This is a genomic window from Salinicola salarius, assembly GCF_002179555.1.
Taxonomy (GTDB): Bacteria; Pseudomonadota; Gammaproteobacteria; order Pseudomonadales; family Halomonadaceae; genus Salinicola; species Salinicola salarius_A.
Map to the genome: position 1 here is coordinate 1 of NZ_NHOU01000001.1, position 27000 is coordinate 27000.

Genomic DNA, 27000 nt, shown 5'->3' on the forward strand with positions numbered 1-27000 from the left:
ATGCCATCCGCAGCCACCTGAATAGTTACTTTCTTTTTTGACCATCGATATATCGATACCGAGTGCCGAGAGGTCGTGGATGGCTCCGAACTTGCTGACCGACACCAACAGCCCCCTGAATGCCGATCAGGCCAGACGCGTGCAGCAGGCGCTGGCGGATCTGGATGCCGCCCAGCGCCAGTGGTTGAGCGGATATCTGGCCGGCCTCAACGCCCAGTCCGCAGGGGCGCCCCAGGCCGGCAATGCGCAGACGGCGCCAACGCCTTCCGCAGCGCTGACCGTGCTCTACGGCAGCCAGACCGGCAATGCCGAAGGAGTGGCCGAACTGGCCGCCGAGCGTGCCCGCGCCCAGGGATTCGACGTCACGCTGGCGAGCATGGCGGACGCCGGCAAGAAGACCTTGAAGGCGGTCGAGCGGCTGCTGGTCGTCGTCAGTACCCAGGGCGACGGCGACCCGCCCGATCCGGCGCTCGAATTCCACGAGCTGATGATGGGCCGCAAGGCGCCGAAACTGGCGGGGCTGCGTTTCGCCGTGCTGGGGCTGGGTGATGCCAGTTATGAACACTTCTGTCACACGGCGAAGGAGTTTGACGCCCGGCTTGCCGAACTCGGGGGCGAGGCGATCCTCGAGCGGACCGATTGCGACGTGGACTACGAAGAGAAGGCCGAGGCCTGGATCGACCAGGTGCTCGAGTCGCTGGCCGGCGATCTCGCCACGCCGCCCCCGGCCCAGGCCGCTGACGCCGGCATGTCGCAGAGTGCCCAGCCGCGCTATTCCAAGAAGCATCCGTTCATGGCCGAGGTGCTGACCAGCCAGCCGCTCAACGGCCGCGGCTCGGACAAGCAGACGCTGCATCTCGAGCTGTCGCTGGAAGACTCCGGGCTCGAATACCTGCCGGGCGATGCCGTCGGTGTGGTGCCGCAGAACGATCCCGCCCACGTCGACGAGCTGATCGAGATGCTCAAGCTCGATGCCGAATCGCCGCTGGAGGAAGGGCGTGTGCTGCGCGACGCGCTGCTGACGGACTTCGAGGTGACCACGCTCACGCGGCCGTTCCTGCAGCAGTGGGCCGAATGGTCGCAGGCGCCGGAACTGCGCCGGTTGCTGAGTGAAGAGGCCCGCGACGAGTTGCGCGACTGGCTGCAGGGGCGCCATATCATCGACGTGATCGAACAGTTCCCGGTGGATGGCATCGATGCCGCCCAGTTCTCGGCAGCGCTGCGCAAGTTGCCGCCACGCCTCTACTCCATCGCCTCGAGCCAGGCCGCGGCTCCGGACGAAGTGCATCTCACCGTTGCCGTGGTGCGCTACGCCACCCACGGGCGATCCCGCAACGGCGTGACCACGAATTACCTGGCGGACCAAATCGAGCCCGGCGACCGTGTGCCGATCTACATCGACCGCAACAAGCAGTTCAAGCTGCCCGACGATGACGACGCGCCGCTGATCATGATCGGCCCCGGCACCGGCGTCGCCCCGTTTCGCGCCTTCCTGCAGGAGCGGGAGGAGCGTGGCGCCAGCGGCGATAACTGGCTGTTCTTCGGCGACCGTCATTTCCGCAGCGATTTCCTGTATCAGGCGGAGTGGCTCAAATGGCGCCAGCATGGGCTGCTCACGCGGCTCGACGTCGCCTTTTCCCGCGATCAGCCCGAGAAAGTCTACGTTCAGGACCGGCTGCGCGAGCAGGCGGAAACGCTCTACGCCTGGCTGGAAGCGGGCGCGTATGTCTACGTCTGCGGCGATGCCGAATTCATGGCGCCGGACGTGCATCAGGCACTGCGCGATGTCATCCGCGAGCAGGGCGGGCATGGCGAAGCCGGCGCCGATGATTATTTGCGTCAGATGCAGCAGGAGAAGCGTTATCAGCGCGACATCTATTAGAAAACTGTCTGCACTCGCCCATACGTCGTTAAAAATCGGCCCTCGATGCTCATTGACAACCACGTTAACTCCGCATGAGTGCCGATTTTTGCCTAGTCTGGCCTTCGTTCGATCAGTTTTCTGGCGATTGCGGTACGACGACCAAATAGATACGACATCTAGCTCCAGTAGAGGAGGCCGACATGGACATCATCGCCAAACTGCGTGACGTACACTGGGATGAGCTGCATCCCAACGAGCGGCTCAAGGTGGAAAGCGATTACCTGCGGGGCACGCTCGAGGAAGGGCTGGCGGATCGCGCCACTGGCGCCGTTGCCGAGGACGATACCCAGCTGACCAAGTTTCACGGCTTCTACCAGCAGGACGACCGCGACCTGCGCGACGAGCGCCGGCATCAGAAGCTCGAACCGCTCTACAGCTTCATGGTGCGGTTGCGCCTGCCCGGCGGGTTGGTCACGCCCGAGCAGTGGCGGACTCTCGATGACGTCGCTTCACGCTACGCCAACGGCACGCTGCGGATCACGACCCGCCAGACGTTCCAGTATCACGGCGTGCTCAAGGAGAACCTGCGCCCACACTTGCAGACGATCCATCAGGCCATGGTGGACACCATCGCCGCCTGTGGCGACGTCAATCGCAACGTGATCTGCACCGCCAACCCGTATCGCTCGGCGGTGCATCGCCGGGTCTACGAGCTGAGTCACGAGATCAGCACTCGCCTGCTGCCTCGCACCCGGGCCTATCACGAGATCTTTCTGGGTGAGGAGCGCGTGGCCGGCGGCGCCGAGGAGCGCACGGATGCGGCGGCAGAGAGTGAATCGCCGACGCTCGATCCCAAGGAGCCGCTCTACACCCGCCATTACCTGCCGCGCAAGTTCAAGGTGGCGCTGGCGATCCCGCCGGAGAACGACGTCGATCTGTTCGCCCACGACGTTGGTTTCATCGCCGACGTGGTCGACGGAGAGCTTCACGGCTTTACCGTCTGTATCGGCGGCGGCATGGGCATGACCCATGGCGAGCCGACGACCTTCCCGCGTCTTTCCGATCCCATCGGCTACTGCACGCCGGAAGCGGTGCCCGCCGTGGCCGAGGCGATCATGCTGGTGCAGCGCGACAACGGCAATCGCCGCGACCGCAAGCAGGCACGCTTGAAATATACCGTCGAAGAGATGGGACTCGAGGCGTTCAAGGCCGAGGTGGAACAGCACCTGGGCGAGGCACTGGCACCGGCGCGCGATTATCACTTCGACGATAACGGCGATCGGCTGGGCTGGGTGCAGGGCGACGACGGCCGCTGGCACTATGGCCTGTTCGTCCAGAACGGACGCATCGCCGACTTCCCGGATGGGCCGCAGCTACGCACCGGTCTGCGGGAGATCGCCGAGCAGCATGACGGCGATCTGGTGCTCACCACCAATCAGAACGTGATCATCACCCAGGTCGACGAGTCCCGCCGCGAAGCCATCGACGCGCTGCTGGATCGCCATCGGCTGGTCGCGGAAACCTCACCACTACGGCGCAACGCCATGGCCTGCGTGGCATTCCCGACCTGCGGGCTGGCGATGGCGGAAAGCGAGCGTTACCTGCCCTCGCTGATCGACAAGCTCGAAGCCGTGATGCGCGAAGCGGGGCTGGCCGACGATGCGATCATCGTCCGCATGACCGGTTGCCCCAACGGCTGCGCGCGGCCGTATCTCGCCGAGATCGGCTTCGTTGGCAAGGCGCCGGGGCATTACAACCTCTACCTCGGCGGCGGCTTCAGTGGCCAACGGCTGAACAAGCTCTATCGCGAGAACATCAATGAAGCGACCATCCTCGAGGCACTGACGCCGCTGATCCAGCGCTACGCCGCCGAGCGCGAGGAGGGCGAGCCCTTCGGCGACTTCGTGATTCGCACGGGAGTCATTGCAGAGACCAAGGCCGGACGCGAGTTTCACGAGGTCTGAGCGCTCCCGAGCGGGGAGTGGGTAATATGGCTACGTGTGGCTACGCCCGCTCCGGTACCGGACGCTTGGCCGGGCCGCCGTAGGGCCATAGCCAGCCCTTGGGCATCGGGCCCTTGTTGCGGCCGCCCTGGCACTGCTGCTCCCAGGCGTGGGCGAGAATGCCGACCGAGCGCGAGAGACAGAACAGGCCGCGTGCCAGCGGGGCGGGGAAGCCCAGTTCGGCGTAGATCACGGCGGTTGCGCCGTCGATGTTGAGCGGGATCGGCTTGCCCTTCATGGCGATCAGCTGACGCTCGACCTCGCGGGCGATGGCGACGAAGCCGCCTTCGACCTCGCCGCGTCCGGCGGCTTCTTCCACCAGTTGCAGCAGTCGCGGTCCGCGAGGATCGACGGGATGGAAGCGATGGCCGAAGCCGGGGATGATCTTCGTCCGGCTTCGTTGCCATTCGGCGATGCCTTCCTGAACGGCGGTCGCCAGATCCGCTCCGCCGGCCTGGTGCTCCTGAATCGACCGATACAGTTCGACGGCCTGTTCGCCAGCGCCGCCGTGAACGTCATCGAGCACGTTGACGGCGGAGGCCATGGCGTTGTTGAGACTGCTGCCGCAGGTTACCGCCATCCGCGCGATGGCGATGCTCGGTGCCTGGGGGCCGTGGTCGACGGCACTCATCAGCGCCGCTTCCAGTAGGTTGGATTGCGGCCGGGTGGGCAGCTCGCCGCAGGTCATCAGCCACACCATGTCGGCGAAGCCGACGTTGCCGACCAGCTCCTCGATGGGATAGCCGCGATAACGGATCTCGCCGGGGCGCATGTCGATGATGTCGGTCTTCCACCACTGCTGGGCCTGGTATTCGGGCGTGTGAGTATCGGTCATGGGATATCTCCGGTTTTATTCGTCGTTGGCGGCGTGCGCCGGTAGCAAGGTGGCGTTGTCCTGACCCAGGCGCGGCGGGGGGGAGGCGACGCGGGGTGCCTGTCCATCGAAGCGATAGCCGCCGCTGACCACTTCCAGCGGCCGGCCGATAGGGGAGTTGTCGAAACGCTCGATCAGACCACGATCACGAACCTGCGGGTGTGCCAGCGCTTCGGCGACGCTATAGACAGGGCCGGCGGGAATGCCGGCGTCGACCAGCCTTGGCCACCAGTATTCGGTCGTTTCCTGTTTCAGCACCGCTTCGATGCAGTCGCTCAGCGCCTTGCGATTGTCCAGGCGCGCCTGGCGCTGGGCGAAGCGGGCATCGGTCAGCCATTCCGGATGCTCGAGCAGATGGCAGATCGCCTCGAACTGCTCCTGCTTGTTGGCGGCGATGTTGATCAGGCCATCGGCGGTCGTGAAGGTGCCGGACGGGCTGGCGGTGACGTTGTCGTTGCCCAGCGGCTGCGGCGGCTTGCCGGCGACGAGCAGGTTGGATACCGCCCAGCCCATGGTGGCGAGCACGGATTCGAGCATCGAGATGTCGACGAAATGCGCCTTGCGCGGCCGTTCGGCCAGAGCCGCGTTGATCGCCATCGCCGCGGTCAGCCCGCCGACGGTGTCGGCCAGTGGATAGCCGACCCGATAGGGCGCGTTTTCCGGTGCGCCGGTAATGCTCATCACACCCGCCATGCCCTGGATGATCTGGTCGTAGGCCGGATAGTTCGCCAGCGGGCCGTCCTGGCCGAAGCCGGAAATCGCGCAGTAGACCAGCTCGGGATTGGCCTGGCGCAACGTCTCGAAGCCGAGCCCGAGACGCTGCATGACGCCGGGGCGGAAGTTCTCCACCACGACATCGGCGGTCGCCACCAGTTCGAGAAAGGCGTCGCGATCGTCCGGCTGCTTGAGATCCAGCGCCACCGAGCGCTTGCCGGCATTCTGGGCGAGAAAGGATACCCCCATCAGGTCCTGGTTGAGAGCGGGATCCGCGCCGAGCTGGCGAGCCAGATCGCCACCCTGGGGACGCTCGACCTTGATTACCTCGGCGCCGAGATGGGCGAGCTGGTGGCAGCAGAATGGCCCGGCCAGCACGTTGGTCAGATCGAGTACCCGGTAACCGGTCAATGGCGATGACATTATTCCTCCTGGTGAAACCGATTCTTTTAGAGAGAATATTGTTCGCCGGGGTGAGTTGCAATACCGTTTTGCCTGTCGCAACATTCGCCATTAGTTCAAGCTGCATCAGTCATCCAGACTAGCCAGTCATCCAAACTACGATCACCAGAAACAAAGGAGCGTCATATGGCCCAGCGGCGTGTCGAAGCCGTCGAGCGAGCGCTGACCCTACTCGAGGCGTTCTCCCAGGAGCGGCGCGAGTTTTCGTTGACCGAACTGGCCAATGCGACCGGGTATTACAAGAGCACCATCCTGCGGCTGATGGCCTCGCTGGAACACTTCGGGTATGTCACCCGTGACGAGCGAGGCATTTATCGCGTCGGCCCGGCGGTATCGCGCTTAGCGCCGCTGGCGGGCGAAGGGCCGCAGCTCGAGAACCTGGTGCGGCCGATCCTAGAGTCCCTGCGCGATGCCAGCGAGGAGACCGCCTCCTTCTACGTGCGCGACGGTGACCACCGGATCTGCCGCCTGCGCGAGAATGGGCGGCTGGAAGTGCGCCATCACCTGGAGGAGGGCGTCAGGCTTCCTCTGGGTCGCGGCGCGGCTGGCCGGGTGCTCAATTACGAGACGCCTCGAGGCCAGGTGGCGGTATCGAGCGGAGAGCGACAGGCTGGTCTGTCGGCGGCGGCCATCGGCATCTACAACGGCGAGGGCGAGTTGATGGGGGCGCTGGCGCTGTCCGGGCCCAGCGAGAGATTCAACCAGGCGGTCAGGGATCGCCATGTGCCTCTGCTGGCGCAGTACGCGCCGCGTCTCGAGCGGCAGTGGCCACGCTCGCTGCGCACCGCCTGAGATCATCGAGCCCAGTCGCCAAAACAGAACGAACGTCAAAACGGAGCGAACGTCAAAACGGAACGAACGCGCCGGGCGGCTCTTGGGCGAGTCGTCCGGCGCGGTTGGCTTTCTTGGCGGCCAACAAGCCTACTGGATCAGACCCACTTCCTTGGAAATGTCCTCGATATCGTCGATCTGCTGCTCCACGTATGCCTTGAATTCTGCTCCGCTGCGATCGAACGGGATCAGCCCGTTCTGCTGCATGACGTCCTTCCACTCCTGGCTTTCGTAAACCTGGTGCAGGGCGTCTTCCCACCAGACCACGTCCTCATCGGAAAGCTTCGGCGGCAGGTAGAAACCACGCCAGTTGATCCCTTCGACATCCACGCCCTGCTCCTTGGCGGTGGGGAAGTCGCTGAGCGCGCCGGGTAGGCGTCCCTCGGCGAGAACGGCGAGGACTCGCAGGTCACCGGATTCGACGAAGCCCAGCGTCTCGGAGGCGTCGCCGGAGAAGGCGTCGATATGGCCGCCGACGACCTGGGTCATCGCCTCGCCACCGCCGTCGAACGGCAGATACTTTATCTTGTTCAGTGGCTTGATGCCGTCGGCCCGCGCCATCATCAGCACCTTGAGATGGTCCCAGCCACCGCTGGCACTGCCACCGGCGAAGCTCACGCTATTGGGGCTTTCCTCCATCGCGTCGAGGAGTTCCTCGAGGCTCTGATAGGGCGAGTCCTTGCTCACCGCGATCACGCCGTAATCCGCACCGACCGTACCCGCCCAGTTGACCATGTCGGCGTTCAGGCCGGGAAACTGGTGCTGGGCCAGGCGAGTGGTGGTCGACGTCGACGCCGAGACGATGACGTCATTCTGACCGGCCCGCTTGGTGACGACGTGGGAGAACGCGACGCCACCGCTGGCGCCCGGCATGTTGGTGGTCTGGACGCTGCCGTCGATGGCACCGATGTCGCTCAATACCTTGCCCACGCTGCGGCAGGTGAAATCCCAGCCGCCGCCGGGGTTGGCGGGGGCAATGCAGTCGATCTTTCCCCTCGGGCCGGCCGCTTGTACCGACAGGGACAGTGTTGCCAACGTGAGCGCGACACAGAGGGCGGATGGTTTCAAGGACAGCAATGTCATGGCGTCTCCGTTATTCTCTTTTGTAGAACCTGTTTCGATGGTGGAAATTAAAACCGTCCGCGCGTCGGGGTCAATCGCCAGACGCTGAATTGCGACTAAAGGATATTGACAGAGATTACGAAGTTCTCCCTGGTAGAACTTCCAGGTGGTGCGGCAGGGTTGGCAAGACATGAGGGCAAGACAGGAATCGCAAGACAGGGAGCAAGATTCGGTTGGCTATCGCCCTGACTATCCCCGCCTGCCCGGCACTTTTCGGGAATGACCGGTTTCCACCCCGGGGAGGAGGCGTCAAACTACCCGAACGCGTCGTTTCCGGTATCTCGGGCCGGTGCCGCTCGACAGTGCTGGCGAGATGCCGGCCCATCCTTCTTTGGCTAGACGGTCTTTTATGTCGTTACGCAAATCTACCCGCATCAACAAGTACATCAGCGAAAGCGGGATGTGTTCTCGCCGCGAAGCCGATCGCTTCGTGGAGCAGGGCAACGTGTGGATCAACGGCCGCCGGGCCACCACGGGCGATCAGGTGGTGGCGGGGGATCGGGTCAAGGTCAACGGCCAGGAGATCGAGCCTCAGGAAGAGGAAGACCTGATCCTGATCGCGCTCAACAAGCCGGTGGGGATCGTCAGCACGACCGAATCCAGCGAGAAGGACAACATCGTCGAGTTCGTGAAACACGGCGCGCGTATCTTCCCTATCGGCCGGCTCGACAAGGATTCGCAGGGGCTGATCTTCCTGACCAACAACGGCGATCTGGTCAACAAGATTCTGCGCGCCAACAACCAGCACGAGAAAGAGTACCGGGTGACGGTCGACAAGCCGATCACCGACGAATTCGTCGAGGGTATGCAGAACGGCGTGCCGATCCTTGGCCAGATGACCAAGCGCTGCCAGGTGCGAAGAGAATCGACGTTCGTGTTCACCATCACACTGGTGCAGGGGCTCAATCGCCAGATACGGCGCATGTGCGAATACTTCGGCTACGAAGTCACCCAACTGATTCGTACCCGGATCATGAACGTTTCGCTCAAGGGCCTGGCGCTGGGCGACTGGCGGGATCTGACGCCGAAAGAGATCGATACCATCGTCGCTATGACGGCGCAGTCCGACGGCGCGCCGGAGAAGCCGGCCGCCAAGCCCCGCTCGCGTTCGAACGCCGGCAAGGCACGGGCGCCATCCGCCGGCAAAAGCCAGCCGTCGACCCGGTCCGGAGCCAAGACCAAGGCGGGCAAGTCGACGCCCAAGCCGGCTTCGAACGGCAGGAAGGCAGCCGGCGGGAAGGCGTCTTCCGGCCCGAAGACCGGCCCGAAAAACAGTACCGGCGGGAAGCCTCGATCCAAGGCGCGGGCGGCCAACGGCGGCAAGCCCGACGCCAGGGGAAAGGCGGGCGCCAAGCCTGCGGGCAAGGGCCGTGGCGGCAAGCCCGCGAGCCGGGGAAAGGGCGGCCCGCCCAGGAAGCGCTAGCGTTGATCAGGGTTGAGCGCCTGCCTTGGGGCGCCCGAATGCGAGCCCGCCCTTGTCACGATAATGACATCGATCCTCGCCATTCTGCGTTGCTGATTCATCACTCATTCGAGGGCAAGCGTAGTGAAACAGTGGCAATCGATAGTGGCGGGCGGGATTCTGATGCTGGGCACGAGTTCAGCGGCTCAGGCGGCGAGTGGGCTGGGAGACGTTCCACAGCCCGAGGGCGCGCCCGAGACGTTCCTGATGGTCAACGAGATCCCGGCCGGTAGCGCGATCAAGTATGAGCTGGACGACCAGGGTCGTGTATTCGCGGACCGCTTCCTTTCCATGCCGATGGCCTATCCCACCAATTACGGGTCGATTCCGAGTTCTCTGGGCGGCGATGGAGATCCGCTGGATGTGCTCGCGTACACCCGCACACCCATCTTCCCCGGCACGATCATGGAAGTGCGTCCGATCGGTATGCTGCGCATGGTTGATGGTGGCGAGCAGGATGACAAGATCATCGCGGTACCGACACACGACGTTGACCCGACCTGGGACGAGATCGAAACCGTCGACGACCTGCCGGCCATGGAACGTGAGCGCCTGCAGAGCTTTTTCCGCGTCTACAAGCAGCTGCCGGATGGTGGCAAGACGATCGAACTCGATGGCTTTGCACCGATCGACGAAGCGGAAGCGGTACTGTCACGGGCGCTCGACAAATATCGTCAGGAGCGCTGACGCCCTCATCGTCTCTTCGTTCATTGCCCGCCTCGGCGTATCGTCCCACGGCGTCGAAGCGGGCGGTGCCAAGACTAGGTATCAGCCGATCGCCTTCACGCCGGCCTTGGCTACCTGCACGTCCTGATCCGGCTTGACGCCGGAGACGCCGACGCTGCCGATCACGTGACCGTCGTGGATGACTGGCACGCCGCCGGAGAGCAGTGCGGTCATCGGCGCGGTCACGAAGGCGATGCGGCCATTGTTGATCATCTCCTCGAAGACCTGGGTCTCCTTGCGGCCGATCGCTGCGTTGCGCGCCTTCTCGGTGGCGACGCCGGCGCTGAACGGTGCGGCGCCGTCCATCCGGCGCAGGCCGAGCAGATGACCGCCATCGTCGGCGACGGCAATGGTGACCGCCCAGCCCTGAGCTTCGGCTTCGGTCTGCGCGGCATCCAGAATGGCGTTGACGTCGTTGAGTTCGAGTGCGGCTTTGGTCTGCATGGTCGGGTTCCTGTCGGGAAGATGATGGCTGTGTTTTGTGGCTAAGGGTGTTTCAAACCGCTGCGCTGGCCTGCCGTGGCGGGATGGCGCTCTGGTCGGTTTCCGCGGTTGCCAGAAGCTCGTCCACCAGTTCGATCCAGTGGCGTACCGGCGTGCGGCCGGCACCGTTGAGGTGGCTCTGACAGCCGATATTGGCAGTGACGATGGTATCCGGCGACTGGGCTTCCAGCGAATCCATCTTGTTGTCGCGCAGGCGCTTGGCCAGCGTCGGTTGGGTGATGGAGTAGGTGCCGGCGGAGCCGCAGCAGAGGTGCGCATCCTGAACCGGGGCGAGCGAAAATCCCAGCCGCGTGAGCACGCTTTCGACGGCGCCCCCCAGCTTCTGCGCATGCTGCAGCGTGCAGGGGCAGTGAAACGCCAGCCGCGCCGATGGATGGTTCGCGCCCAGCGCTTCCAGATCCTCCTCCCGCAGGATCTCGACCAGATCCCTGGCGAGCTCGCTGACGCGCTTGGCCTTGACGGCGTACTCGGGATCGTCGGCCAGCATCTCGCCATACTCCTTGACGAAGGCGCCACAGCCGCTGGCGGTCTGGACGATCGCTTCCACGCCGGCTTCCCCGCTCTCGCCTCCGTTTTCGATCAGCGGCCACCAGGCATCGATGTTGGCGCGCATGCGCTCGCGGCCGGCTTGCTGGGCATTGAGATGAAAATCGATGGCGCCGCAGCAGCCTGCTTCCCGGGCCGACCTGATACCAATCCCCAGCCGGTCTAGCACCCGCGCGGCGGCATCGTTGGTGTTGGGCGCCAGGCCGGGCTGCACGCAGCCTTCCAGAATCAGCATCTGGCGCGTGTGTCGGGCGGGGTCCGGGCGGCGCTGGCGATGCGGCACGCGCGCGGGGATCTTGTCGCGCAGGTCGTGCGGGGCCAGCGGGCGGAACGTCTGGCCCAGGGCCAGCAGCGCCTTGAAGCGTCCGGGCTCGACCAGGGCCGTGCGCAACCCCAGGCGCATGGCGCGCTCGCTGGGGCGGCGCCCGACCCGGCGGTCGACTTCGGCGCGGCCGATATCCAGCAGCTTGTGATATTCGACGCCGGAAGGGCAGGTCGTTTCGCAACTGCGGCAGCTCAGGCAGCGGTCGAGGTGCAGCTGGGTCTCCTGGGTGATCTGCTCGTCGCCATCGTCGCTCTCCAGCAATTCCTTCATCAGGTAGATGCGCCCGCGAGGGCCATCGCGCTCGTCGCCCAGTAGCTGATAGGTCGGGCAGGTGGCGTTGCAGAAGCCGCAATGCACGCAGGTGCGCAGAATGCGGTCGGCCTCGAGAATATGCGGCTTGGTGCGGGCGGCTTCGGAAAAATGGGTCTGCATGATGACTCCTTGCCACGTTGGCGCATGAACGGCCCGATCCTGGCGTGGAACGGACTCGCCAGTTGGCGTAAAACGGCCTACCAGTCGGCGTAGAGCCGGCCGGGATTGAAGATCCCCTGCGGGTCGAGCCGCTGCTTGAGCTGGCGGTGATACTTGGCCAGCACCGGCGGCAACGGGGTGAAAGGCGAATTCTCGTCGTCGACCGGCGTGATGCGCGTGGCATGGCCGCCGGCCGCGATGGCTGCCTCGCGGATGGCGATGTCGTGGTGCCCCTCCGCGCCGCTTCCCGTCGGGCTTTGCAGCCAGCGTTGGGCACCGCCCCAGTCGATGAGCCAGTCGCCGTCGAGTGCCGGCGTGCGGGCGAGCGCCGGCAACGACAGACGCCATAGCGTCCTGTCGGCCGCGTTGGCGAAAGCGCCGTCGAAGAAGGGCAGGCGCAGCTCTCGCAGCTGCGACCAGAACAGGGGCTCGTCCAATTCGCCGCCGAGGCGTTGGCGCGTGGCCGACACCGAGCCTTCGCCGCCTTCGAGGCGTATGTGCAGCGCCTCGCCATCGTGGGCGGCGCCAGTGATCGGCAGCGGCTCGCGCCCCCACGCTGCCAGCCGGTCGAGCGCGTCGGGCAGTGGCAGTTCGAGTCGCAGGCAGGCGCTTGCCTGAGGCAGTGGGAGGACCTTGAACGAGACCTCGGTCAGCACGCCGAGCGTGCCCTGGGCGCCGACCATCAAGCGGGAAAGGTCGTAGCCGGCGACGTTCTTCATCACCTCGCCGCCGAAGCGCAGCAGCTTGCCCTCGGAAGTGATGACGCGCACGCCAAGCACGAAATCGCGTACCGCGCCCACCCACGGGCGCCGGGGGCCGGAAAGCCCGGCGGCAACCATGCCGCCGACGGTGGCATCGTCGCCGAAGTAGGGCGGTTCGAAGGCGAGGCGCTGGCCGTTGTCGGCGAGCGCCCGTTCGAGATCGCGCAGCCGGGTGCCGGCGCGCGCGGTGGCGACCAGCTCCACCGGATCGTAGTGGACGATACCGTGATGGCCGGTGGTGGAAAGCGATTGGGTAGTATCGACACGGCGGCCGTAGAACGCCTTGGTGTCGCCGCCGACGATACGCAGCGTGGCCCGCTCGGCGTGGGCCCGTGTGACCTGTTCGCAGAGCGCTTCGCTGTCGTCGCTGCCGGTGGCCGGTGCGACGGGGGCATCGGGCCCGGCTTCGCCCGGCGCGGTATAGGCCGGCTGCTGGTCCTGCAGGTGGGTCATAAATGTCTCCTCGCCCTTGATCGTTAGAACCGGGGCAGCTCTGGGTGCGGCAGCTCACCGTGGTGGACATGCATGGCGCCGAACTCCGCGCATCGCGCCAGCGTCGGGATGTTCTTGCCGGGGTTGAGTAGCCGGCGCTCGTCGAAGGCGGACTTCACCGCGTGGAACAGGGTGATCTCGTCGGCGGCGAACTGGGTACACATCTGGTTGAGCTTCTCGCGGCCGACGCCGTGCTCGCCGGTGATGCTGCCGCCCGCTTCGACGCACAGCTCGAGGATCTTGCCGCCGAGCGCCTCCGTGGCCTCGAGTTCGCCCGGCTGATTGGCGTCGAACAGGATCAGCGGATGCAGGTTGCCATCGCCGGCGTGAAAGACGTTGGCCACCCGCAGCCCATAATGCGCGGAAAGGTCGTTGATGCCCTTGAGCACGCGTGGCAGTTCACGCCGCGGGATGGTGCCGTCGATGCAGTAGTAGTCCGGCGACATGCGGCCCACGGCGGGGAAGGCGGCCTTGCGTCCGGCCCAGAACAGCTGGCGCTCGGCGTCGTCGCGGGCGAGCTGGATCTGCGTGGCGCCGGCCGCTTCCAGCAGATCGCGAACCCGTTCGCAGTCGGCCTGCACGTCGGCTTCGACACCATCGAGCTCGCACAGCAGGATCGCCTGGGCCTCGACCGGGTAGCCGGCGTGAATGAAATCTTCGGCGGCACGAATCGCCAGGTTGTCCATCATCTCGAGGCCGCCGGGAATGCAGCCGGCAGCGATGATGTCGCCCACCGCCTTGCCGGCCAGCTCGACGTCGTCGAAGCAGGCCATCAGTACCTTGGCGACTTCCGGCTTCGGCAGCAGTCGCACCGTGACTTCGGTGATCACGCCCAGCATGCCCTCCGAGCCCATGAACAGCGCCAGCAGGTCGTAGCCCGGCGTGTCCAGCGACTCGCCACCCAGCGTCATGCGCTCGCCCTCGATGGTGACGATATCCACGCTCAGCACGTTGTGGACGGTGAGACCGTATTTCAGGCAGTGGACGCCGCCGGCGTTCTCGGCCACGTTGCCGCCGATCGAGCAGGCGATCTGCGACGACGGGTCTGGCGCGTAGTAAAGACCATAAGGGGCTGCCGCCTCGCTGATCGCCAGATTACGGACGCCGGGCTGGACGCGGGCGATGCGTGCGTCGGCATCGACGCTCAGGATCTTGTTGAAGCGCGACATCACCAGCAGCACGCCTTTTTCCAGCGGCAGCGCGCCGCCGGAGAGGCCGGTGCCGGCGCCACGCGTCACCACGGGCACGGCATGCTCGTAGCAGACCCGCATCAGCGCCTCGACCTCGGCCAGCGTCGCGGGCATGGCGACCAGCATCGGCAGCACGCGATAGGCTGACAGCCCGTCGCATTCGAACGGTCGCAGGTCCTCTTCGCGATCGAGCAGGGTCAACTGGGGGGCGACCGCCAGGATCGCCGCCATCAGCGCCGACTTGTCGACATCGGCGATCTCGCCGTCGATGCGCTCGTCGTAAAGCAGTTCCATGGCATCTCCTCGGCGCCGGCCGGTCAGGTACGGTTCAGGAATCGATTTGTGGAAGCGCTTTCCACGATTACCGATGGGTCATTCTGTGGAAGGTCGTCGGCGTCGGCTATTAGCCAAAAGCCCAACGAGTTGGCAAATGGTCAGACCAAAGTGGTGCGGTAACGCGACGCCCGGCCATGGCCGGGCGTCGCGATCGTTCTGTCGTCTGTTTCGTCATCCGCCCATGAGCGGGTCGGTGAAGCCGAAGACGTAGAACGCCAGCAGGCCGATGATGCCGGCGAACAGGCAGTAGTAGAGCGTCGGCAGGATCGTCTTGCGCAGCGTCGTGCCTTCCCGGCCGAGCAGGCCGACGGTAGCCGAGGCCGCCACCACGTTGTGGATCGCGATCATGTTGCCTGCGGCAGCGCCCACGGCCTGCAGCGCAACCATCATCGCGGTGGAGACGCCCAGCACTTCGGCCACGTTGAACTGGAAGGCCGACAGCATCAGGTTGGAGACGGTGTTGGAGCCGGCGATGAAGGCGCCGAGCGCACCGACCGCCGGGGCGAACAGCGGGTAGATCTGGCCCACGCCGTCGGCGACCAGTTGCGCCATGGCGACTGGCATCGAGACCAGATCGGACTCGTTGACGCCGGAGTTGATGAGGATTCGCACCATCGGGATCGTGAACAGCAGCACGAAGCCAGCACCGAAGATGGTCTTGGAGGACTCTACGAAGGCAGCCTTCACCTGCGGGGCGCGCATACGATGCAGGAAGATCGTGCAGATCACCGCGATCAGGATGATGCCGCCGGGTAGATAGAGCCATTCGACGCTACCGGAGACACCCGCCTCGCCGAGAATGTTGCTCCAGCCGGTGCTGATCGATGACAGCGCCGCCTTGACCGAAGGCACGGTGCGCGAGATTACCAGCAGGATGGCGACGATGACGTAGGGCATCCAGCCACGCAGGGTGGACATCGGCGCGCGGCCGGCCACGTCGTCGACCTTGATTTCGATCTTGCCCAGCCACTCTTCCGGCCATTTCGAACGTTCCGGGAAATCCCAGGTGTCCTTGGGCAGCAGGAAGCCCTTGCGCGCCGCCGGCACCACGATCGCCAGCCCGATCAGGCCGCCCAGCAGCGACGGGAATTCCGGCCCCAGGAAGACGCCGACCAGCATCGAGGGCACCACGAAGCTGACACCGACGAACAGCGCGAACGGCGTGATCGACAGTCCTTCGCTCCAGGAGCGGTTCTCGCCGAAGAAGCGCACCATCACGATGACCAGGATCAGCGGCATGAACACGCCGATGATGCCGTGGGTGATGACGACTTCGGAGGTGATCAGGCGGAAGTAGGTTTCCCAGGTCGAGCCGTTGGCGGTGAGCTGATCGGTGATCGCCGACTGGTTCACGCCGCCGGTGACACCGACCACGATCGGCGTGCCCACGGCGCCGAACGAGACCGGCGTCGACTGCAGCATCATCCCGACCACCACGGCGGCCAGCGCCGGGAAGCCCAGCGCCACCATCAGCGGCGCGGCCACGGCGGCGGGGGTGCCGAAGCCCGAGGCACCTTCGATGAAGCAGCCGAACAGCCAGGCGACGATCAGTGCCTGGACGCGGCGGTCCGGGCTGATGCCGGAGAAGCCGTTGCGGATCGCCATGATGCCGCCCGAGTGCTTCAGCGTGTTGAGCAGCAGGATGGCACCGAAGATGATCCACAGCAGCGAGACGGTCATGATCAACCCCTGCAGCGTGGAAGCCAGCACGCGGGTGCCGGTCATGTCCCAGGCCAGCAGTGCGATCAGTACCGCGACGACGAATACGATCGGCATCGCCGTGCGCGCCGCCATGCGGAAGCCGATCAGCAGAACCCCCGCCAGCACCAGTGGCAGGAAGGCAAGCAACGAAAGAAGCGTTTGATCCATATCGAAAGCCCCTGAGTCATTATTATCAGCGTCGGTTGTCGCCAGGGTGGCCGTCGCTGGGTGGCGATGGCGCCTGTCTATCGCCTGTCCAACGGGATATCGGCCTCCTCCGATACCCGGCCCGCGGCGATTGAATCGGAAGATAACCATAGAACGTGTCACTGCCAATCGTGGTTAATTGGTATTACCATTGCAGGCAGAGGATCGAAACTGTATTTCAAGTTGCTGAATGCAAAGGGCTTATCCAGTCGTTGGCAGGATGAAATCGGCGGACGGGCGGCGTTGCGCTGCGACTAATGGACATCGCCGCCTGCCCGGAGGCGAGCGGCGATAGTGGTGTGGAAGGAGGAGAAAACGAAGGGGGCGCGCATTCATCGGGTTTGACGGCTTATCTTCCCTTGGACATGCTGCTCGGACCTGGGCAGTGACAACCGAATCTGACGAGGAGTGTGACATGGGCCGCAAGATGTTCGATCTGTGCGGGCGCGACGAGCGTCTGCGATTCTCTCCCTACTGCTGGCGGGTCAAGTTTGCGCTGGCGCATAAAGGGCTCGATTGCGAATTCGTCCCGTGGAAGTTCACCGACAAGGAGGCGCTCGCCTTCTCCGACCAATCGAAAGTGCCAGTGCTGGTGGACGGCGACGAGACGGTGGTCGATAGCTACGAGATCTTCCGCTATCTCGATCGCGTCTATCCGGACAAGCCGCTGCTGGGGGACGGCGTGGCCGAGGCGCGGGCGCGCTTCTTCAAGTTCTACGCCGAGCGTTCGTTGGCGCCGGGCATCATGCGCACCATCCTGATGGACGTGTTCAACGCCGTGCATCCCGATGACCGCGAGTATTTCCGCACGACCCGCGAAAAGGCGTTCGGCCGCACCCTCGAGGAGATGCATTCGCCGAGCCAGGGGCTGTCGATGCTCGACAAGGCACTGGAGCCGATGCGCGGGCGGCTGGAAGAGTCGCCGTTCCTGGAAGGCGACGAGGCCGGAGCTTCCGATTACCTGGTCGTGGGCGCATTCATGTGGGCGCGGGTCACCTCCGCTGCCGATCTGATTTCCAACGCCGACCCGGTCTACGCCTGGTTCCAGCGCATGCTGGACCTGCATGGCGGTGTCGGTCGCGAGGCGACGCGGATCGTCGATATCGAAGGGGCGTTCGCCGACTGAGCGCCGCTTTTGTCGAGTGCCGGGCGATGTCGAGCGAGACGTCGCCCGGCGCAAGGCCTATCCTGACAGCATCCGGCTTACCGCCGGTCGTCACGACAGGAGCCTGTGATGATCGATCTCTACTACTGGACGACCCCCAACGGTCACAAGATCACGCTTTTTCTCGAGGAAGCGGGGCTCGACTACCGGATTCATCCGGTCAATATCGGCAAGGGCGAGCAGTTCACGCCCGAGTTTCTCGAGATCGCCCCCAACAACCGCATCCCCGCGATCGTCGATCGCGCCCCGGCCGACGGCGGCCAGCCGCTGTCGCTGTTCGAGTCCGGTGCGATTCTCGAATATCTCGCCGACAAGAGCGGCAAGTTTCTGCCCAAGAGCGGGCGCCAGCGCTATCGCGTACTGCAGTGGCTCTATTGGCAGATGGGCGGGCTGGGGCCGATGGCGGGTCAGAACCATCATTTCCGCAACTACGCGCCGAAGAAAATCGATTACGCCATCGAGCGCTATATCAACGAGACCTCGCGGCTCTATCGCGTGCTCGACAAGCAGCTCGATGACAACGACTTCGTCGCCGGCGACGACTACTCCATCGCCGACATGGCGATCTGGCCGTGGATCAAGCCCTACGAGAAGCAGGGCCAGGATCTGGAGGATTATCCTAGCCTGCAGCGCTGGTTCGAGCGGGTCGGCGCGCGCGAAGCGGTCATTCGCGCCTACGAGAAGGCCGAGGAGATCAACCCGCAGAACAACGTGGAAATGACCGACGAGGCGCGCAAGCACCTGTTCGGGCAGCAGTAGCGCCAGGGCCGTAACGCCAGGTTTGGCAACGTTTACGTCTATGTCTACGTCTACGACAACGCCGGCTTCGGCCGGGGTTGTCGTTTTGCGTTCTAGGCGGCGAAAAACTCCCGAACCTGACGGAAGGCGGTGGAAAAGTAGAGTTCGTAGGTGTCCTTCTCGACGAAGCCGATATGCGGTGTCGCCAGTACGCGAGGGTGCGTCTGGTAAGCGCTGGCACCCTCGGGCTCGTTCTCGAACACGTCCAGCGCCGCCGCGCCGGGACGGCCGGCATCCAGCGCGTCGAGCAGGGCGCCGGGGCGGATCAGCTCGGCACGGCTGGTGTTGACCAGCAGGGCATCGGCGCGCATCGCCGCCAGATCCTCCGGGGTGATCATGCCGCGGGTGTCGCGGTTGAGCTTGAGATGCAGGCTGACCACGTCGCAGCGGGCGAGAAAGGCGTGACGATCGGGTTCGAACGCCACGCCCAGCTCGAAGGCGCGACCGGCGCTGCCCTCTCTTCCGTGGGCGATGACGTTCATGCCGAAGGCCTGGGCGTAGCCGGCGACCCGGCTGCCGATCTTGCCCAGTCCCCAGATCCCCAGCGTGCGCCCGTGAACGGCATGGCCCAGCGACTCCGCTTCCAGGCGCTCGTTGGTGCGCTGCCAGTCGCACTCGGCCTGTCGGGCGAGATAGCCGCCCAGACGCCGACAGCCCGCCATGATCAGCAGCCAGGTGAGCTCCGCCGGCGCGATCGGCGAGCCGCCGCCATCACGAACGGCGATGCCCAGTTCCTTGCAGGCCTCGACATCGATGGCCGAGGAGAGTCGCCCGGTCTGGACCACCAGCTTGAGGTTAGGCAACTGCTCAAGCAGTTCGCGGGTCAACGAGGTGCGTTCGCGGATCAGGATGATGGCGTCGCTGTCCAACAGGCGGGCGGGCAGTGCCTGGTCGTCGAGATGTCGATGTTCGATGTCCAGGCGCACGTCGCTGCCGTCGAGTTCGTGGGCGGCGTCGAGAAAGGCACAGCATCCCTGATAGTCGTCCAAGACCGTAACCGTTATCGACATGACAGCTCCCTCGAAATGATGGCGTTGTCGCATTGTTGGCACTTTCGCCATCGGCTGTCGAGTCGCTTTCACCGTCTTCGGTTGCCGGTCTCCGGTTCAACTCTCTTCCCGTTCCAGGAACTTGCGTACCCGCTCGGTACTGGGGTTGGTGAAGAAGGTCTCCGGATCGGCCTTTTCGATGATCAACCCCTTCTCCAGAAACACCACCTGATCGGAGACGGCGCGGGCGAAGGCCATCTCGTGGGTGACGATGACCATGGTGTAGCCCTCGGCGGAGAGATCCTTGATCACCGACAGCACCTCGCCGACGAGCTCCGGGTCCAGCGCCGATGTCGGCTCGTCGAACAGCATCACCTGCGGTTGCATGGCCAGCGCCCGGGCGATCGCCACGCGCTGCTTCTGGCCGCCGGAGAGCGTATTGGGGTAGGCATCGGCCTTGGGCGACATGCCCACCTTCTCCAGCAGCTCCCGCGCGTGGGCTTCGGCCTCGGCCTTCGATTTGCCGAGCACGTGGATCGGCGCTTCGGTGACGTTGTGCAGCACGTTGAGATGCGGCCACAGGTTGAAGCTCTGGAACACCATGCCGGTGCGAGCGCGTACCCTGGCCAGCTCGCGCACCGGCATCGGCCGACCGGCATCGTTGACGCCGATGCGCTGGCCGCCGATATGGATGCTGCCGCGGTCGGGCTGCTCCAGCCAGTTGATGCAACGCAGCAGTGTCGACTTGCCGGAGCCGGACGAGCCCAGGATCGTCACCACGTCGCCCTCGCGCACCTCCAGATCCACGTCGCGCAGGACCTCGACGCCATCGAAGCTTTTCGAGAGATGGCGGATCGACACCGCGATCTGCTCGGGGGCGGTCATCCGGGAGGCGGAGATTTCAGGCATGGCTTTCTCGGCCCCGGCTTTCTCGGAATCGGTCTTATCGGTGGTGGTCGTCTCGGACACGGCTTTCTCGGACGTGTTTTTCTCAAACATGGTCGAATCCCCGTTTGGCGCTGAAGCGGCCACATTGCTTGATGATGATTTCCATGACCACGCTGACCGCCCAATAGAAGCCGATGACCACGATGAAGGCCTCGGTGGGAATGAAATAGGTGCCCGACAGGCTGTTGGCGGCGGCGGTCAGCTCGCGCACGGTGATGATCACCAGGAAGGCGGTGTCCTTGAGTGCATAGATCAACTGATTGCCCAGCAGCGGCCGGGTCTGCATCACGATCTGGGGCAGAATCAGGCGGAAGAACATCTTGCCCTTGGTGAAGCCGTGGGCCTTGGCGGCTTCGACCTGACCGGGCGGAAAGGTCAGTCGCGCGCCGCGGAATATCTCGGCGAAGTAGCAGCCGTGGTAGACCGCCAGTGCCCCGACGCCGGACCACCAGGCATCGAGACGAATATCGAACGCCGGCAGGCCGTAGTAGAGCAGATAGGCCAGGATCAGAAACGGCAGCATCCGCATGCCGTCGATGAACACCCGCAGCGGCACGGTCAGGCGGGGTCGGCTGCCCTCCAGCAGATAGAGCATCCCGCAGCCGATCACGAACGCGGCGCTGACCGACAGGCCGAAGATCTCCATCGTGCTCAGGAATCCGCTCCAGAACTGATCGCGGGCGCTCCACAGAATTTCCCAGTTACTCATGACGCTTCCTCACCGTCCTTTTCTCACGTGGCCAGCCGGTTGGCGCGGCGTTCGGCCAGCCGCTGCAGCCAGACCAGACAACCGATCGCTGCCATGTAGAGCGCGCAGGCGACGAGGATCGGTGGCAGGGGTTCGTAGGTCACCGCGGAGATGCGGTTGGTGACGCGGGTCAGGTCGACGATGCCGATCACCGCGATCGCCGGGCTGCCCTTGATCAGAAACGACATCTCGTTGATCAGGCCGGGGAGGCTCGTGATCATCATCTGCGGCAGCATGATGCGCCGGAAGGTGACCCACGGCGTCATGCCGGCGGCCATGGCCGCTTCGCGCTGTTCGCGGGAGAAGTTGCGGAAGGCGCTGCGCCAGATCTCGGCGTTGAACGCCGTGGTGTTGAGCGTCAGCGCCAGAATGCCGGCAACGTTGCGGTCGAGGTTGAGTCCGAAGGTCGGGGCGCTGAGGAAGATGAACAGCGCCAGGGTGACCAGCGGCGTGGCGCGGGCGAGGCTGATGTAGAGGACCAGGATCTGGTCGACGACAGGAATGCGGGCAATGCGGATCAGGGCCAGGATCAGGCCGGCCGTCACCCCCAGGGCGATCGATACGCCGGAGATCCAGACGGTCGTCCAGGCGCCTTCCAGCAGCATTTGCCAGGCACTGGCGTTCATGGGCGGCTCCCGAAAGCCTGAGAATGGGAATGGCGCCGCGTGGAGTCCGCGGCGCCGCTACCGATGTGGCGCGTCATGCGATGTGACGGGTCAGGCAGCCGGGATCAGTCGTCCAGGCCGGCCAGTTCGTGGAACTGATCGACGCTGGTCAGCGGCTCGGTGGGCAGGTCGGGGAAGCTCTCGCCGAACCATTTTTCCTGCAGTTCGGCCAGGCGTCCGGTCTCGCGCATGTGATCGAGGAAGCCGTTCATGTACTCGAGCAGTTCCGGGCTGTTCTTCGGAATCGGCCAGGAGACGTAGCCGGCACCGGAAACCGCCGGGCCCTTGGCGAAGACGTCCGGCTTGGAGGCGACCAGGGTGTTGACCGGCACGGCGGAATCGATGACGAAGTCGAGACGGCCATTGGCCAGATCGGCGAAGGCTTCGGGGTAGGATTCGTACTGCACCACCTCGCCCAGCTCGCCGTCGTTGTCCTCGAGCATCTTCTTCAGTTCCGGCAACCGCGACAGCAGCACGCTGCCTGCCTGTACGCCGAGCGTCTTGCCGCTCAGATCGGCAACGCTCTCGATACTGTCGTCGCCGACACGCTTGATCGCAAAGTGCTGGGCGGAGGCGTAGGGCGCGGTGTAGTTGAACACCCGCAGGCGCTCATCGGAGACCGACGCGCCGGTCAGCGCCATGTCGTACTGGCCGGTAGAGACGGCGGCCAGCAGGCCGGTCCAGGGCAGGATGTCCTGGCGGACCTCGAAGTCGGCGTAGTTGCGCAACTCCTCGAGCATGTCGGTGTTGAAGCCCTTGGCGTTGCCGTCCTCTATGAAGTTGAACGGCGCGTAGTTGTCCTCCGTCGCCACGCTCAGGTAGCCGCGGCTTTCGATCTCGGGCAGGTCGGCGGCGAAGGCCGTCAGCGACAGGGTCGACAACGACAGCGCCACCAGCGTACCGGCCATGGCCTTGGCAGCGAGGCTGGGCAGGTGGAAGGCGTTCGGTTTACGGGTCGGGAAGCGCATCATGGAATACACCCTCTCGTTGTTGTTGGCGATGGTGATTGCGTACCGTGACCCCACCCTAAAGAATCCCGAAGCGGTTGCTATAGAGCCAGTTGCCGGACATTGGCTGGCCAGATCGCCGTTGCCGCCGGCCAGTCAGTCGAGCGCCTTCAGCGCCGCAATCAGCGCATCGAAGGGCTCGCCGACGAAGCCGATACCCACCAACTGGCCGGTGCTCGGACGCGGCGCGGTGGGCGTCCATTCGGCCCGCCCGCCGCTCCATTGGAAGACGTAGTGTCGCCCGTCGGCGCGGAGGATGCCTTTGGCCCGCGCCAGCCCCTCGGCGTGGCGGGTCAGCAGGGTTTCCAGCGAGCGTCGCGTGACCGAAGGAGGGAGATCGATGGCAAAGCGCTGCCAGTCCGGGTCGCGTTCATCCGTGCGGCGGACTGTCACCGGTTGCGCTGTCGTGGGTTGCGGGCGCGCGCCGGGGCGGGAAGCGCCGCCGGTAACGGTCGCCACAGGGTTGAGCGCCTGGATCCGGGCCATCAGGCGATCCCGTGCGTCGCTGTCGAGGGCGTCGCCGCGGTTGAGCGAGAGCGTATCGGCGCTGGCGATCTGCTCTTCCACCAGCGAGGCGACGCGGCCGTCGTCCAGCCGCTGCGCGAGACTCGCCAGGTCGACCAGGGTGACGATGCGCTCCAGGCGGAAGCGTCGCGCCACGCGAATCATGTCGGCAATCCGTCGCGGGCGGGCCACGCCGCTGGTCTCGATGATCAACGCGGCAGGCGGCTCCGGCCAGCGGCCGATACGTGAGAGCTGAGTGCCCAGCTCGTCGCTCAGCGAGCAGCAGAGGCAACCGCTGCTGAGCTTGAGCAGGCGCTCTCCGGCGTAGTCGATCAGCTCCGCATCGACATTGATGGTGCCGAAGTCGTTGACCAGTACCAGGGTGCCGGGCGTCACGCCGTCCCGCAGGTGCGCGTTGAGCCAGGTGGTCTTGCCGGCGCCGAGGTAGCCGGCCACCACGATCACCGGGATCGGGCCGGCGTCCGGCTCAGACATTGTCGAACACCCGGCCACCGACGACCGTCGCGGCGACGCCGATCGATGCCAGCCGCTCCAGCGGCACCTCGCGCGGGTCTTCGTCGAGCACCGCCATGTCGGCGAACTTGCCCACCTCCAGGCTGCCGACGCGATCGTCCAGCTTGAGGGTGTAGGCCGCGTCCAGCGTGATCAGGCGCAGCGCCCGCTCCACGCTCAGCGCCTCGTTGGACCCCAGCACCTCGCCGCTGGCGGTCTGGCGGGCGACGGCACACCACGCGGTGAACAGCGGTGCCAGCGGCGTGACCGGGGCATCGCAGTGCGCCGCGATCGGTATGCCCAGGCGATCCGCCGAGGCCAGCGGTTCGAGACGCTGGCAGCGTTCGAATCCCAGCGTGCGGGTGCGATGAATGTCGCCCCAGTAGTAGAGGTGGTTGGCGAACATGTTGAGGCACACTCCGAGCCGCGCCGCGCGTTTCAGTTGGGCGTGGCTGATGATCTGGCAATGCTGCAGGGTGTGGCGATGATCGGCCCGCGGCCACAGCTCCAGCGCCGATTCGATGGCGTCCAGCATCAGCTCGACGGCCTCGTCGCCGTTGGTGTGGATATGCAACTGCAGCCCGGCCTGGTGATAACGGTGAACGATCTCGGTCAGACGTTCCGGCTCGGCGTTCCACATGCCGTTGGGCGAGCCGTCGTGATAGCCCGGCCACATGAGACGTGCGGTGTAGCCCTGGATCGAGCCGTCGGTCATCAGCTTGACCAGTCCGAAGTGCAGCTTGTCGCTGCCCAGTTCGCGGCAATTCAACAACCGCTCGATGCCGGCTTCCGGCGTATAGGTCAGCGCGCTCATTGCCGGCGCCAGGCGCATGGGTACGTCAGGCTTTCCGCAGGTGCGTCGCATGCTTTCGACGCCGGTCTCGCTCAGCGGGTTGTAGAGATCGGTCAACGTGGTCACGCCGTGGCGCTGGCCGATGCGCGCGTAGCGTTCCAGCGTCGCTTCCTCGCTGCCGCGATCGAAGAGATCGAGGTCGAGGGTGTCGAAGATCGCGAACATCGCCGCCATTTCGCGCAGTTCGCCGTTGGGACGGCCGTCGTCGAAGGTCATCACGCCTTCGATGTCGGCCTGCGATTCGAGCCCGGAGGCGCGCAACATGGCGCTGTTGACGGTCATCATGTGCAGGTTGGCATGGATGACCACGATCGGACGCTCGGCGTCGACGGCATCGAGATCGTCGCGGTCGAGTCGGCGCTGGGGGAAGTAGATCGGATCGAAGCCCCAGGCGATCAGCGGCGTGTCTGCCGGCAGCCTGGCCACCTGCTCGCCGAGATGGCGCTGCAGCGAGGCGATCTCGGTCAGTCCCGGCCAGGTATGACCGTCGGGGTCCTGGCGCGGGAAGAAGCCGGCGTAGGGATATTCCCACAGCACGCCTTCCAGCGCGTGGCTGTGACCCTCGACGAAGCCGGGCAGAATGACCTTGTCGGCGAAACGCTCGTCGAGTTCGAAGTCTCCCAGATCCGACAGCGTTTCCAGCGAGCCGACGCCGAGAATCCGGCCGTCGCGCACCGCGATGTGGGTGGCCTCAGGCTGTGAGGGGTTCATGGTCAGAATGCGCCGTGCGGCGAAGATGCGATGGTTCATGAGGGATTGGGCTCCTGAATCGAGGCGGTCCGGTTGCCCCGGCCACGCTGCCATTTCAGCAGCAGCGGGATGCAGACCAGCATCAGTACCACGTAGCCGCCGAAGATCGCCAGGTAGCTCCCGGTGCCGAGGGAGGGCGCGATCGGGGCGACGAAGAACAGCGTCGGAATGTTGACCACGATGATCGCGATGTTGAAGAACGCCAGCTCCTTGGGAACGGAGGTGCTGAAGTCGGCATCCAGCATGCGCAACAGCAGCAGCCCCGTGCCGGTGGAGCCGCAGCAGCAGCCGAAGGCGGTGACGGCACGTTCCGGCCCGAGCCGGCCGCTGAGCTTGCCGATCGCCATCGCGCCGAGAAAGGTGACCAGCGTCACGGCGACCGCGATGAGCAGGATCGGCACCAGCAGCGCCGACAGCACGGCAATCTGGATGCTCATCAGGGTGGCCACGACCATGAAGTCGACGGACCCGCTGGTGATGCGCTTGAGCGTGTCGTCATCGACCTTGTCGGCCCAGCCGAACCGGTCGATCGCCATTCGCATCAGCACGCAGACCGTCAGCCCGTGGATGAAGAACAGGTTGTAGCTGAAGAACACCGACAGCACCTGATTGCCGGCCACCAGCGGTTGCATCGCGCTCAGCCATACGTAGGTGATGACATAGGCCACGCCCAGCAGGCCCAGATGCCAGGCCAGCGAGTCGACGGTGCCGGAATGCGAGACCTGTCTGCCGGCCGAAGGCTGTGTCTCGACGGTGTGGAAGCCGCGAACGAAGTCGTCGTCCAGCGTCGAATTGCGGTTGGTGTTGAGCCCTCGCTTGAGGAAATGGCGCGCGGCCGGCACGCCGACGACGAAGGCGGCCACGAAGCCCAGCGAGGCGAAGATGACGCCGACCTGCGCGGCGTTGGCGATGCCGTAATCGTTCTCCCAGATCGTGCCGTAGGTCAGCGCCTGGCCCGGCCCCTGGGTGAATCCGTGGGTGACGATGGCGCCGAGCAGCGGGCTGAGGTCGCTGCCGGTGATCAGGTCGTAGCCCGCCATCAGACCGTAGCCGATCACGGCCTGGGCGCCGAGGCTGGCGGTCCAGATCAGCGTCAGCCACAGCCCGCCGCCGACGATGCCCTGGCGCTGCTCTCCGGCGGCCGGTTTGGGGCTGCCGGTCAGACACAGCGACATGAAGCTCAGGGTGAAGAAGTGGAAGGCGAGTGCGGTGAAGTCGGAAGGGCCATAGCCGGGAATCAGTCCCGAGGAGAGCCCGACGAAGCCGATGATGCCGGCGACGATACTGCCGGGAATCAGGCTGGCCCGTAGCCAGGGAAGGCGGCTGCGCAGCAGGCTGCCGACAACCAGCAGGGCGGCGATCAGCGCGAAGGCGATGACGCCATGGAAGGTGCTGCCCATGTTGTAGTCCTCGTGATTGACGTTGTTATGGTCGGGGCGAGTCGCGCCGGCGCCGTGCGACGGGGGCAT

General features: G+C 65.1%; 23 protein-coding genes. 7 read left to right on the plus strand and 16 right to left on the minus strand.

Annotated features, from left to right (window positions below):
* Positions 1 to 79 precede the first annotated feature (79 nt).
* Positions 80 to 1882 (plus strand): assimilatory sulfite reductase (NADPH) flavoprotein subunit, encoded by a 1803-nt coding sequence (locus CCD76_RS00005; protein WP_087717543.1) that lies wholly within the window; start codon positions 80 to 82, stop codon positions 1880 to 1882.
* 182 nt (positions 1883 to 2064) lie between these two features.
* The gene (locus CCD76_RS00010; RefSeq protein WP_087717544.1) at positions 2065 to 3828 is read left to right on the plus strand and encodes an NADPH-dependent assimilatory sulfite reductase hemoprotein subunit; all 1764 of its coding nucleotides are present in this window, start codon (positions 2065 to 2067) and stop codon (positions 3826 to 3828) included.
* A gap of 40 nt (positions 3829 to 3868) precedes the next feature.
* On the opposite strand, the gene CCD76_RS00015 is transcribed toward CCD76_RS00010, so the two are convergent.
* Both CCD76_RS00015 and CCD76_RS00020 read right to left on the minus strand, forming a co-directional pair.
* Complete coding sequence (locus CCD76_RS00015; protein WP_087717545.1) at positions 3869 to 4702, minus strand: citryl-CoA lyase; 834 nt, start codon at positions 4700 to 4702, stop codon at positions 3869 to 3871.
* A gap of 15 nt (positions 4703 to 4717) precedes the next feature.
* Positions 4718 to 5878 (minus strand): CaiB/BaiF CoA transferase family protein, encoded by a 1161-nt coding sequence (locus CCD76_RS00020; RefSeq protein ID WP_179208801.1) that lies wholly within the window; start codon positions 5876 to 5878, stop codon positions 4718 to 4720.
* 165 nt (positions 5879 to 6043) lie between these two features.
* Between CCD76_RS00020 and CCD76_RS00025 the strand changes: the two genes are divergently transcribed.
* Positions 6044 to 6709 carry an IclR family transcriptional regulator gene (locus CCD76_RS00025; RefSeq protein ID WP_087717546.1) on the plus strand — a complete coding sequence of 222 codons (666 nt, stop codon included), beginning with the start codon at positions 6044 to 6046 and terminating at the stop codon, positions 6707 to 6709.
* Positions 6710 to 6838: 129 nt separating this feature from the next.
* On the opposite strand, the gene CCD76_RS00030 is transcribed toward CCD76_RS00025, so the two are convergent.
* Positions 6839 to 7831 (minus strand): Bug family tripartite tricarboxylate transporter substrate binding protein, encoded by a 993-nt coding sequence (locus CCD76_RS00030; RefSeq protein ID WP_087717547.1) that lies wholly within the window; start codon positions 7829 to 7831, stop codon positions 6839 to 6841.
* Between the two features lie 388 nt (positions 7832 to 8219).
* On the opposite strand from CCD76_RS00030, the gene rluF reads away from it, so the two are divergent.
* Both rluF and CCD76_RS00040 read left to right on the plus strand, forming a co-directional pair.
* Positions 8220 to 9293 (plus strand): 23S rRNA pseudouridine(2604) synthase RluF, encoded by a 1074-nt coding sequence (gene rluF, locus CCD76_RS00035; RefSeq protein WP_087717548.1) that lies wholly within the window; start codon positions 8220 to 8222, stop codon positions 9291 to 9293.
* Between the two features lie 123 nt (positions 9294 to 9416).
* On the plus strand, positions 9417 to 10019 hold the full coding sequence (locus tag CCD76_RS00040; protein ID WP_256960974.1) for an inorganic diphosphatase: 603 nt from the start codon (positions 9417 to 9419) through the stop codon (positions 10017 to 10019).
* Positions 10020 to 10100: 81 nt separating this feature from the next.
* Here the strand turns inward: CCD76_RS00040 and CCD76_RS00045 are convergent, their stop codons facing one another.
* The 5 genes from CCD76_RS00045 to CCD76_RS00065 all read right to left on the minus strand — a co-directional run bounded on the left by CCD76_RS00045 (position 10101) and on the right by CCD76_RS00065 (position 16552).
* Positions 10101 to 10502: a GlcG/HbpS family heme-binding protein gene (locus tag CCD76_RS00045; RefSeq protein WP_087717550.1), complete on the minus strand. Its 402-nt coding sequence runs from the start codon at positions 10500 to 10502 to the stop codon at positions 10101 to 10103.
* A gap of 52 nt (positions 10503 to 10554) precedes the next feature.
* Complete coding sequence (gene glcF, locus CCD76_RS00050; protein WP_087717551.1) at positions 10555 to 11865, minus strand: glycolate oxidase subunit GlcF; 1311 nt, start codon at positions 11863 to 11865, stop codon at positions 10555 to 10557.
* Between the two features lie 77 nt (positions 11866 to 11942).
* Positions 11943 to 13118 (minus strand): glycolate oxidase subunit GlcE, encoded by a 1176-nt coding sequence (glcE, locus tag CCD76_RS00055; RefSeq protein WP_087717552.1) that lies wholly within the window; start codon positions 13116 to 13118, stop codon positions 11943 to 11945.
* Positions 13119 to 13141: 23 nt separating this feature from the next.
* On the minus strand, positions 13142 to 14641 hold the full coding sequence (gene glcD / locus CCD76_RS00060) for a glycolate oxidase subunit GlcD (RefSeq protein WP_087717553.1): 1500 nt from the start codon (positions 14639 to 14641) through the stop codon (positions 13142 to 13144).
* A gap of 213 nt (positions 14642 to 14854) precedes the next feature.
* Positions 14855 to 16552 carry an L-lactate permease gene (locus CCD76_RS00065; protein WP_087717554.1) on the minus strand — a complete coding sequence of 566 codons (1698 nt, stop codon included), beginning with the start codon at positions 16550 to 16552 and terminating at the stop codon, positions 14855 to 14857.
* Between the two features lie 454 nt (positions 16553 to 17006).
* Here CCD76_RS00065 and CCD76_RS00070 point away from each other — a divergent pair, with 454 nt between their 5' ends.
* Complete coding sequence (locus tag CCD76_RS00070; protein WP_087717555.1) at positions 17007 to 17717, plus strand: glutathione S-transferase N-terminal domain-containing protein; 711 nt, start codon at positions 17007 to 17009, stop codon at positions 17715 to 17717.
* A gap of 108 nt (positions 17718 to 17825) precedes the next feature.
* Positions 17826 to 18515, plus strand: a complete 690-nt coding sequence (locus CCD76_RS00075) for a glutathione binding-like protein (RefSeq protein ID WP_087717556.1) — start codon at positions 17826 to 17828, stop codon at positions 18513 to 18515.
* A 92-nt stretch (positions 18516 to 18607) separates the two neighbouring features.
* On the opposite strand, the gene CCD76_RS00080 is transcribed toward CCD76_RS00075, so the two are convergent.
* From CCD76_RS00080 to CCD76_RS00115, 8 genes are all read right to left on the minus strand, one after another.
* A complete protein-coding gene (locus tag CCD76_RS00080) occupies positions 18608 to 19564 on the minus strand; it encodes a D-2-hydroxyacid dehydrogenase family protein (protein ID WP_306298773.1) in 957 nt (318 codons plus the stop codon).
* A 96-nt stretch (positions 19565 to 19660) separates the two neighbouring features.
* Complete coding sequence (locus tag CCD76_RS00085; RefSeq protein ID WP_087717810.1) at positions 19661 to 20428, minus strand: amino acid ABC transporter ATP-binding protein; 768 nt, start codon at positions 20426 to 20428, stop codon at positions 19661 to 19663.
* A gap of 106 nt (positions 20429 to 20534) precedes the next feature.
* The gene (locus CCD76_RS00090) at positions 20535 to 21200 is read right to left on the minus strand and encodes an amino acid ABC transporter permease (protein ID WP_087717557.1); all 666 of its coding nucleotides are present in this window, start codon (positions 21198 to 21200) and stop codon (positions 20535 to 20537) included.
* 23 nt (positions 21201 to 21223) lie between these two features.
* The gene (locus CCD76_RS00095; protein WP_087717558.1) at positions 21224 to 21865 is read right to left on the minus strand and encodes an amino acid ABC transporter permease; all 642 of its coding nucleotides are present in this window, start codon (positions 21863 to 21865) and stop codon (positions 21224 to 21226) included.
* Between the two features lie 104 nt (positions 21866 to 21969).
* Positions 21970 to 22875: a transporter substrate-binding domain-containing protein gene (locus CCD76_RS00100; RefSeq protein WP_256960977.1), complete on the minus strand. Its 906-nt coding sequence runs from the start codon at positions 22873 to 22875 to the stop codon at positions 21970 to 21972.
* A gap of 132 nt (positions 22876 to 23007) precedes the next feature.
* Positions 23008 to 23910, minus strand: coding sequence for a CobW family GTP-binding protein (locus tag CCD76_RS00105; protein ID WP_087717559.1), 903 nt, complete (start codon positions 23908 to 23910; stop codon positions 23008 to 23010).
* Positions 23903 to 25531, minus strand: a complete 1629-nt coding sequence (locus CCD76_RS00110; protein ID WP_087717560.1) for an amidohydrolase — start codon at positions 25529 to 25531, stop codon at positions 23903 to 23905. The genes CCD76_RS00105 and CCD76_RS00110 overlap by 8 nt, the downstream gene beginning before the upstream one ends.
* Positions 25528 to 27000, minus strand: coding sequence for a sodium/glutamate symporter (locus tag CCD76_RS00115; protein WP_218776935.1), 1473 nt, complete (start codon positions 26998 to 27000; stop codon positions 25528 to 25530). The genes CCD76_RS00110 and CCD76_RS00115 overlap by 4 nt, the downstream gene beginning before the upstream one ends.

Coding starts and splice junctions, on each gene's coding strand:
- CCD76_RS00005 (WP_087717543.1), top strand. CDS start 80: ATGGCTCCGAACTTGCTGACCGACACCAACAGCCCCCTGAATGCCGAT.
- CCD76_RS00010 (WP_087717544.1), top strand. CDS start 2,065: ATGGACATCATCGCCAAACTGCGTGACGTACACTGGGATGAGCTGCAT.
- CCD76_RS00015 (WP_087717545.1), bottom strand. CDS start 4,702: ATGACCGATACTCACACGCCCGAATACCAGGCCCAGCAGTGGTGGAAG.
- CCD76_RS00020 (WP_179208801.1), bottom strand. CDS start 5,878: ATGTCATCGCCATTGACCGGTTACCGGGTACTCGATCTGACCAACGTG.
- CCD76_RS00025 (WP_087717546.1), top strand. CDS start 6,044: ATGGCCCAGCGGCGTGTCGAAGCCGTCGAGCGAGCGCTGACCCTACTC.
- CCD76_RS00030 (WP_087717547.1), bottom strand. CDS start 7,831: ATGACATTGCTGTCCTTGAAACCATCCGCCCTCTGTGTCGCGCTCACG.
- rluF (WP_087717548.1), top strand. CDS start 8,220: ATGTCGTTACGCAAATCTACCCGCATCAACAAGTACATCAGCGAAAGC.
- CCD76_RS00045 (WP_087717550.1), bottom strand. CDS start 10,502: ATGCAGACCAAAGCCGCACTCGAACTCAACGACGTCAACGCCATTCTG.
- glcF (WP_087717551.1), bottom strand. CDS start 11,865: ATGCAGACCCATTTTTCCGAAGCCGCCCGCACCAAGCCGCATATTCTC.
- glcE (WP_087717552.1), bottom strand. CDS start 13,118: ATGACCCACCTGCAGGACCAGCAGCCGGCCTATACCGCGCCGGGCGAA.
- glcD (WP_087717553.1), bottom strand. CDS start 14,641: ATGGAACTGCTTTACGACGAGCGCATCGACGGCGAGATCGCCGATGTC.
- CCD76_RS00065 (WP_087717554.1), bottom strand. CDS start 16,552: ATGGATCAAACGCTTCTTTCGTTGCTTGCCTTCCTGCCACTGGTGCTG.
- CCD76_RS00070 (WP_087717555.1), top strand. CDS start 17,007: ATGGGCCGCAAGATGTTCGATCTGTGCGGGCGCGACGAGCGTCTGCGA.
- CCD76_RS00075 (WP_087717556.1), top strand. CDS start 17,826: ATGATCGATCTCTACTACTGGACGACCCCCAACGGTCACAAGATCACG.
- CCD76_RS00080 (WP_306298773.1), bottom strand. CDS start 19,564: ATGTCGATAACGGTTACGGTCTTGGACGACTATCAGGGATGCTGTGCC.
- CCD76_RS00085 (WP_087717810.1), bottom strand. CDS start 20,428: ATGACCGCCCCCGAGCAGATCGCGGTGTCGATCCGCCATCTCTCGAAA.
- CCD76_RS00090 (WP_087717557.1), bottom strand. CDS start 21,200: ATGAGTAACTGGGAAATTCTGTGGAGCGCCCGCGATCAGTTCTGGAGC.
- CCD76_RS00095 (WP_087717558.1), bottom strand. CDS start 21,865: ATGAACGCCAGTGCCTGGCAAATGCTGCTGGAAGGCGCCTGGACGACC.
- CCD76_RS00100 (WP_256960977.1), bottom strand. CDS start 22,875: ATGATGCGCTTCCCGACCCGTAAACCGAACGCCTTCCACCTGCCCAGC.
- CCD76_RS00105 (WP_087717559.1), bottom strand. CDS start 23,910: ATGTCTGAGCCGGACGCCGGCCCGATCCCGGTGATCGTGGTGGCCGGC.
- CCD76_RS00110 (WP_087717560.1), bottom strand. CDS start 25,531: ATGAACCATCGCATCTTCGCCGCACGGCGCATTCTGACCATGAACCCC.
- CCD76_RS00115 (WP_218776935.1), bottom strand. CDS start 27,000: ATGCCCCCGTCGCACGGCGCCGGCGCGACTCGCCCCGACCATAACAAC.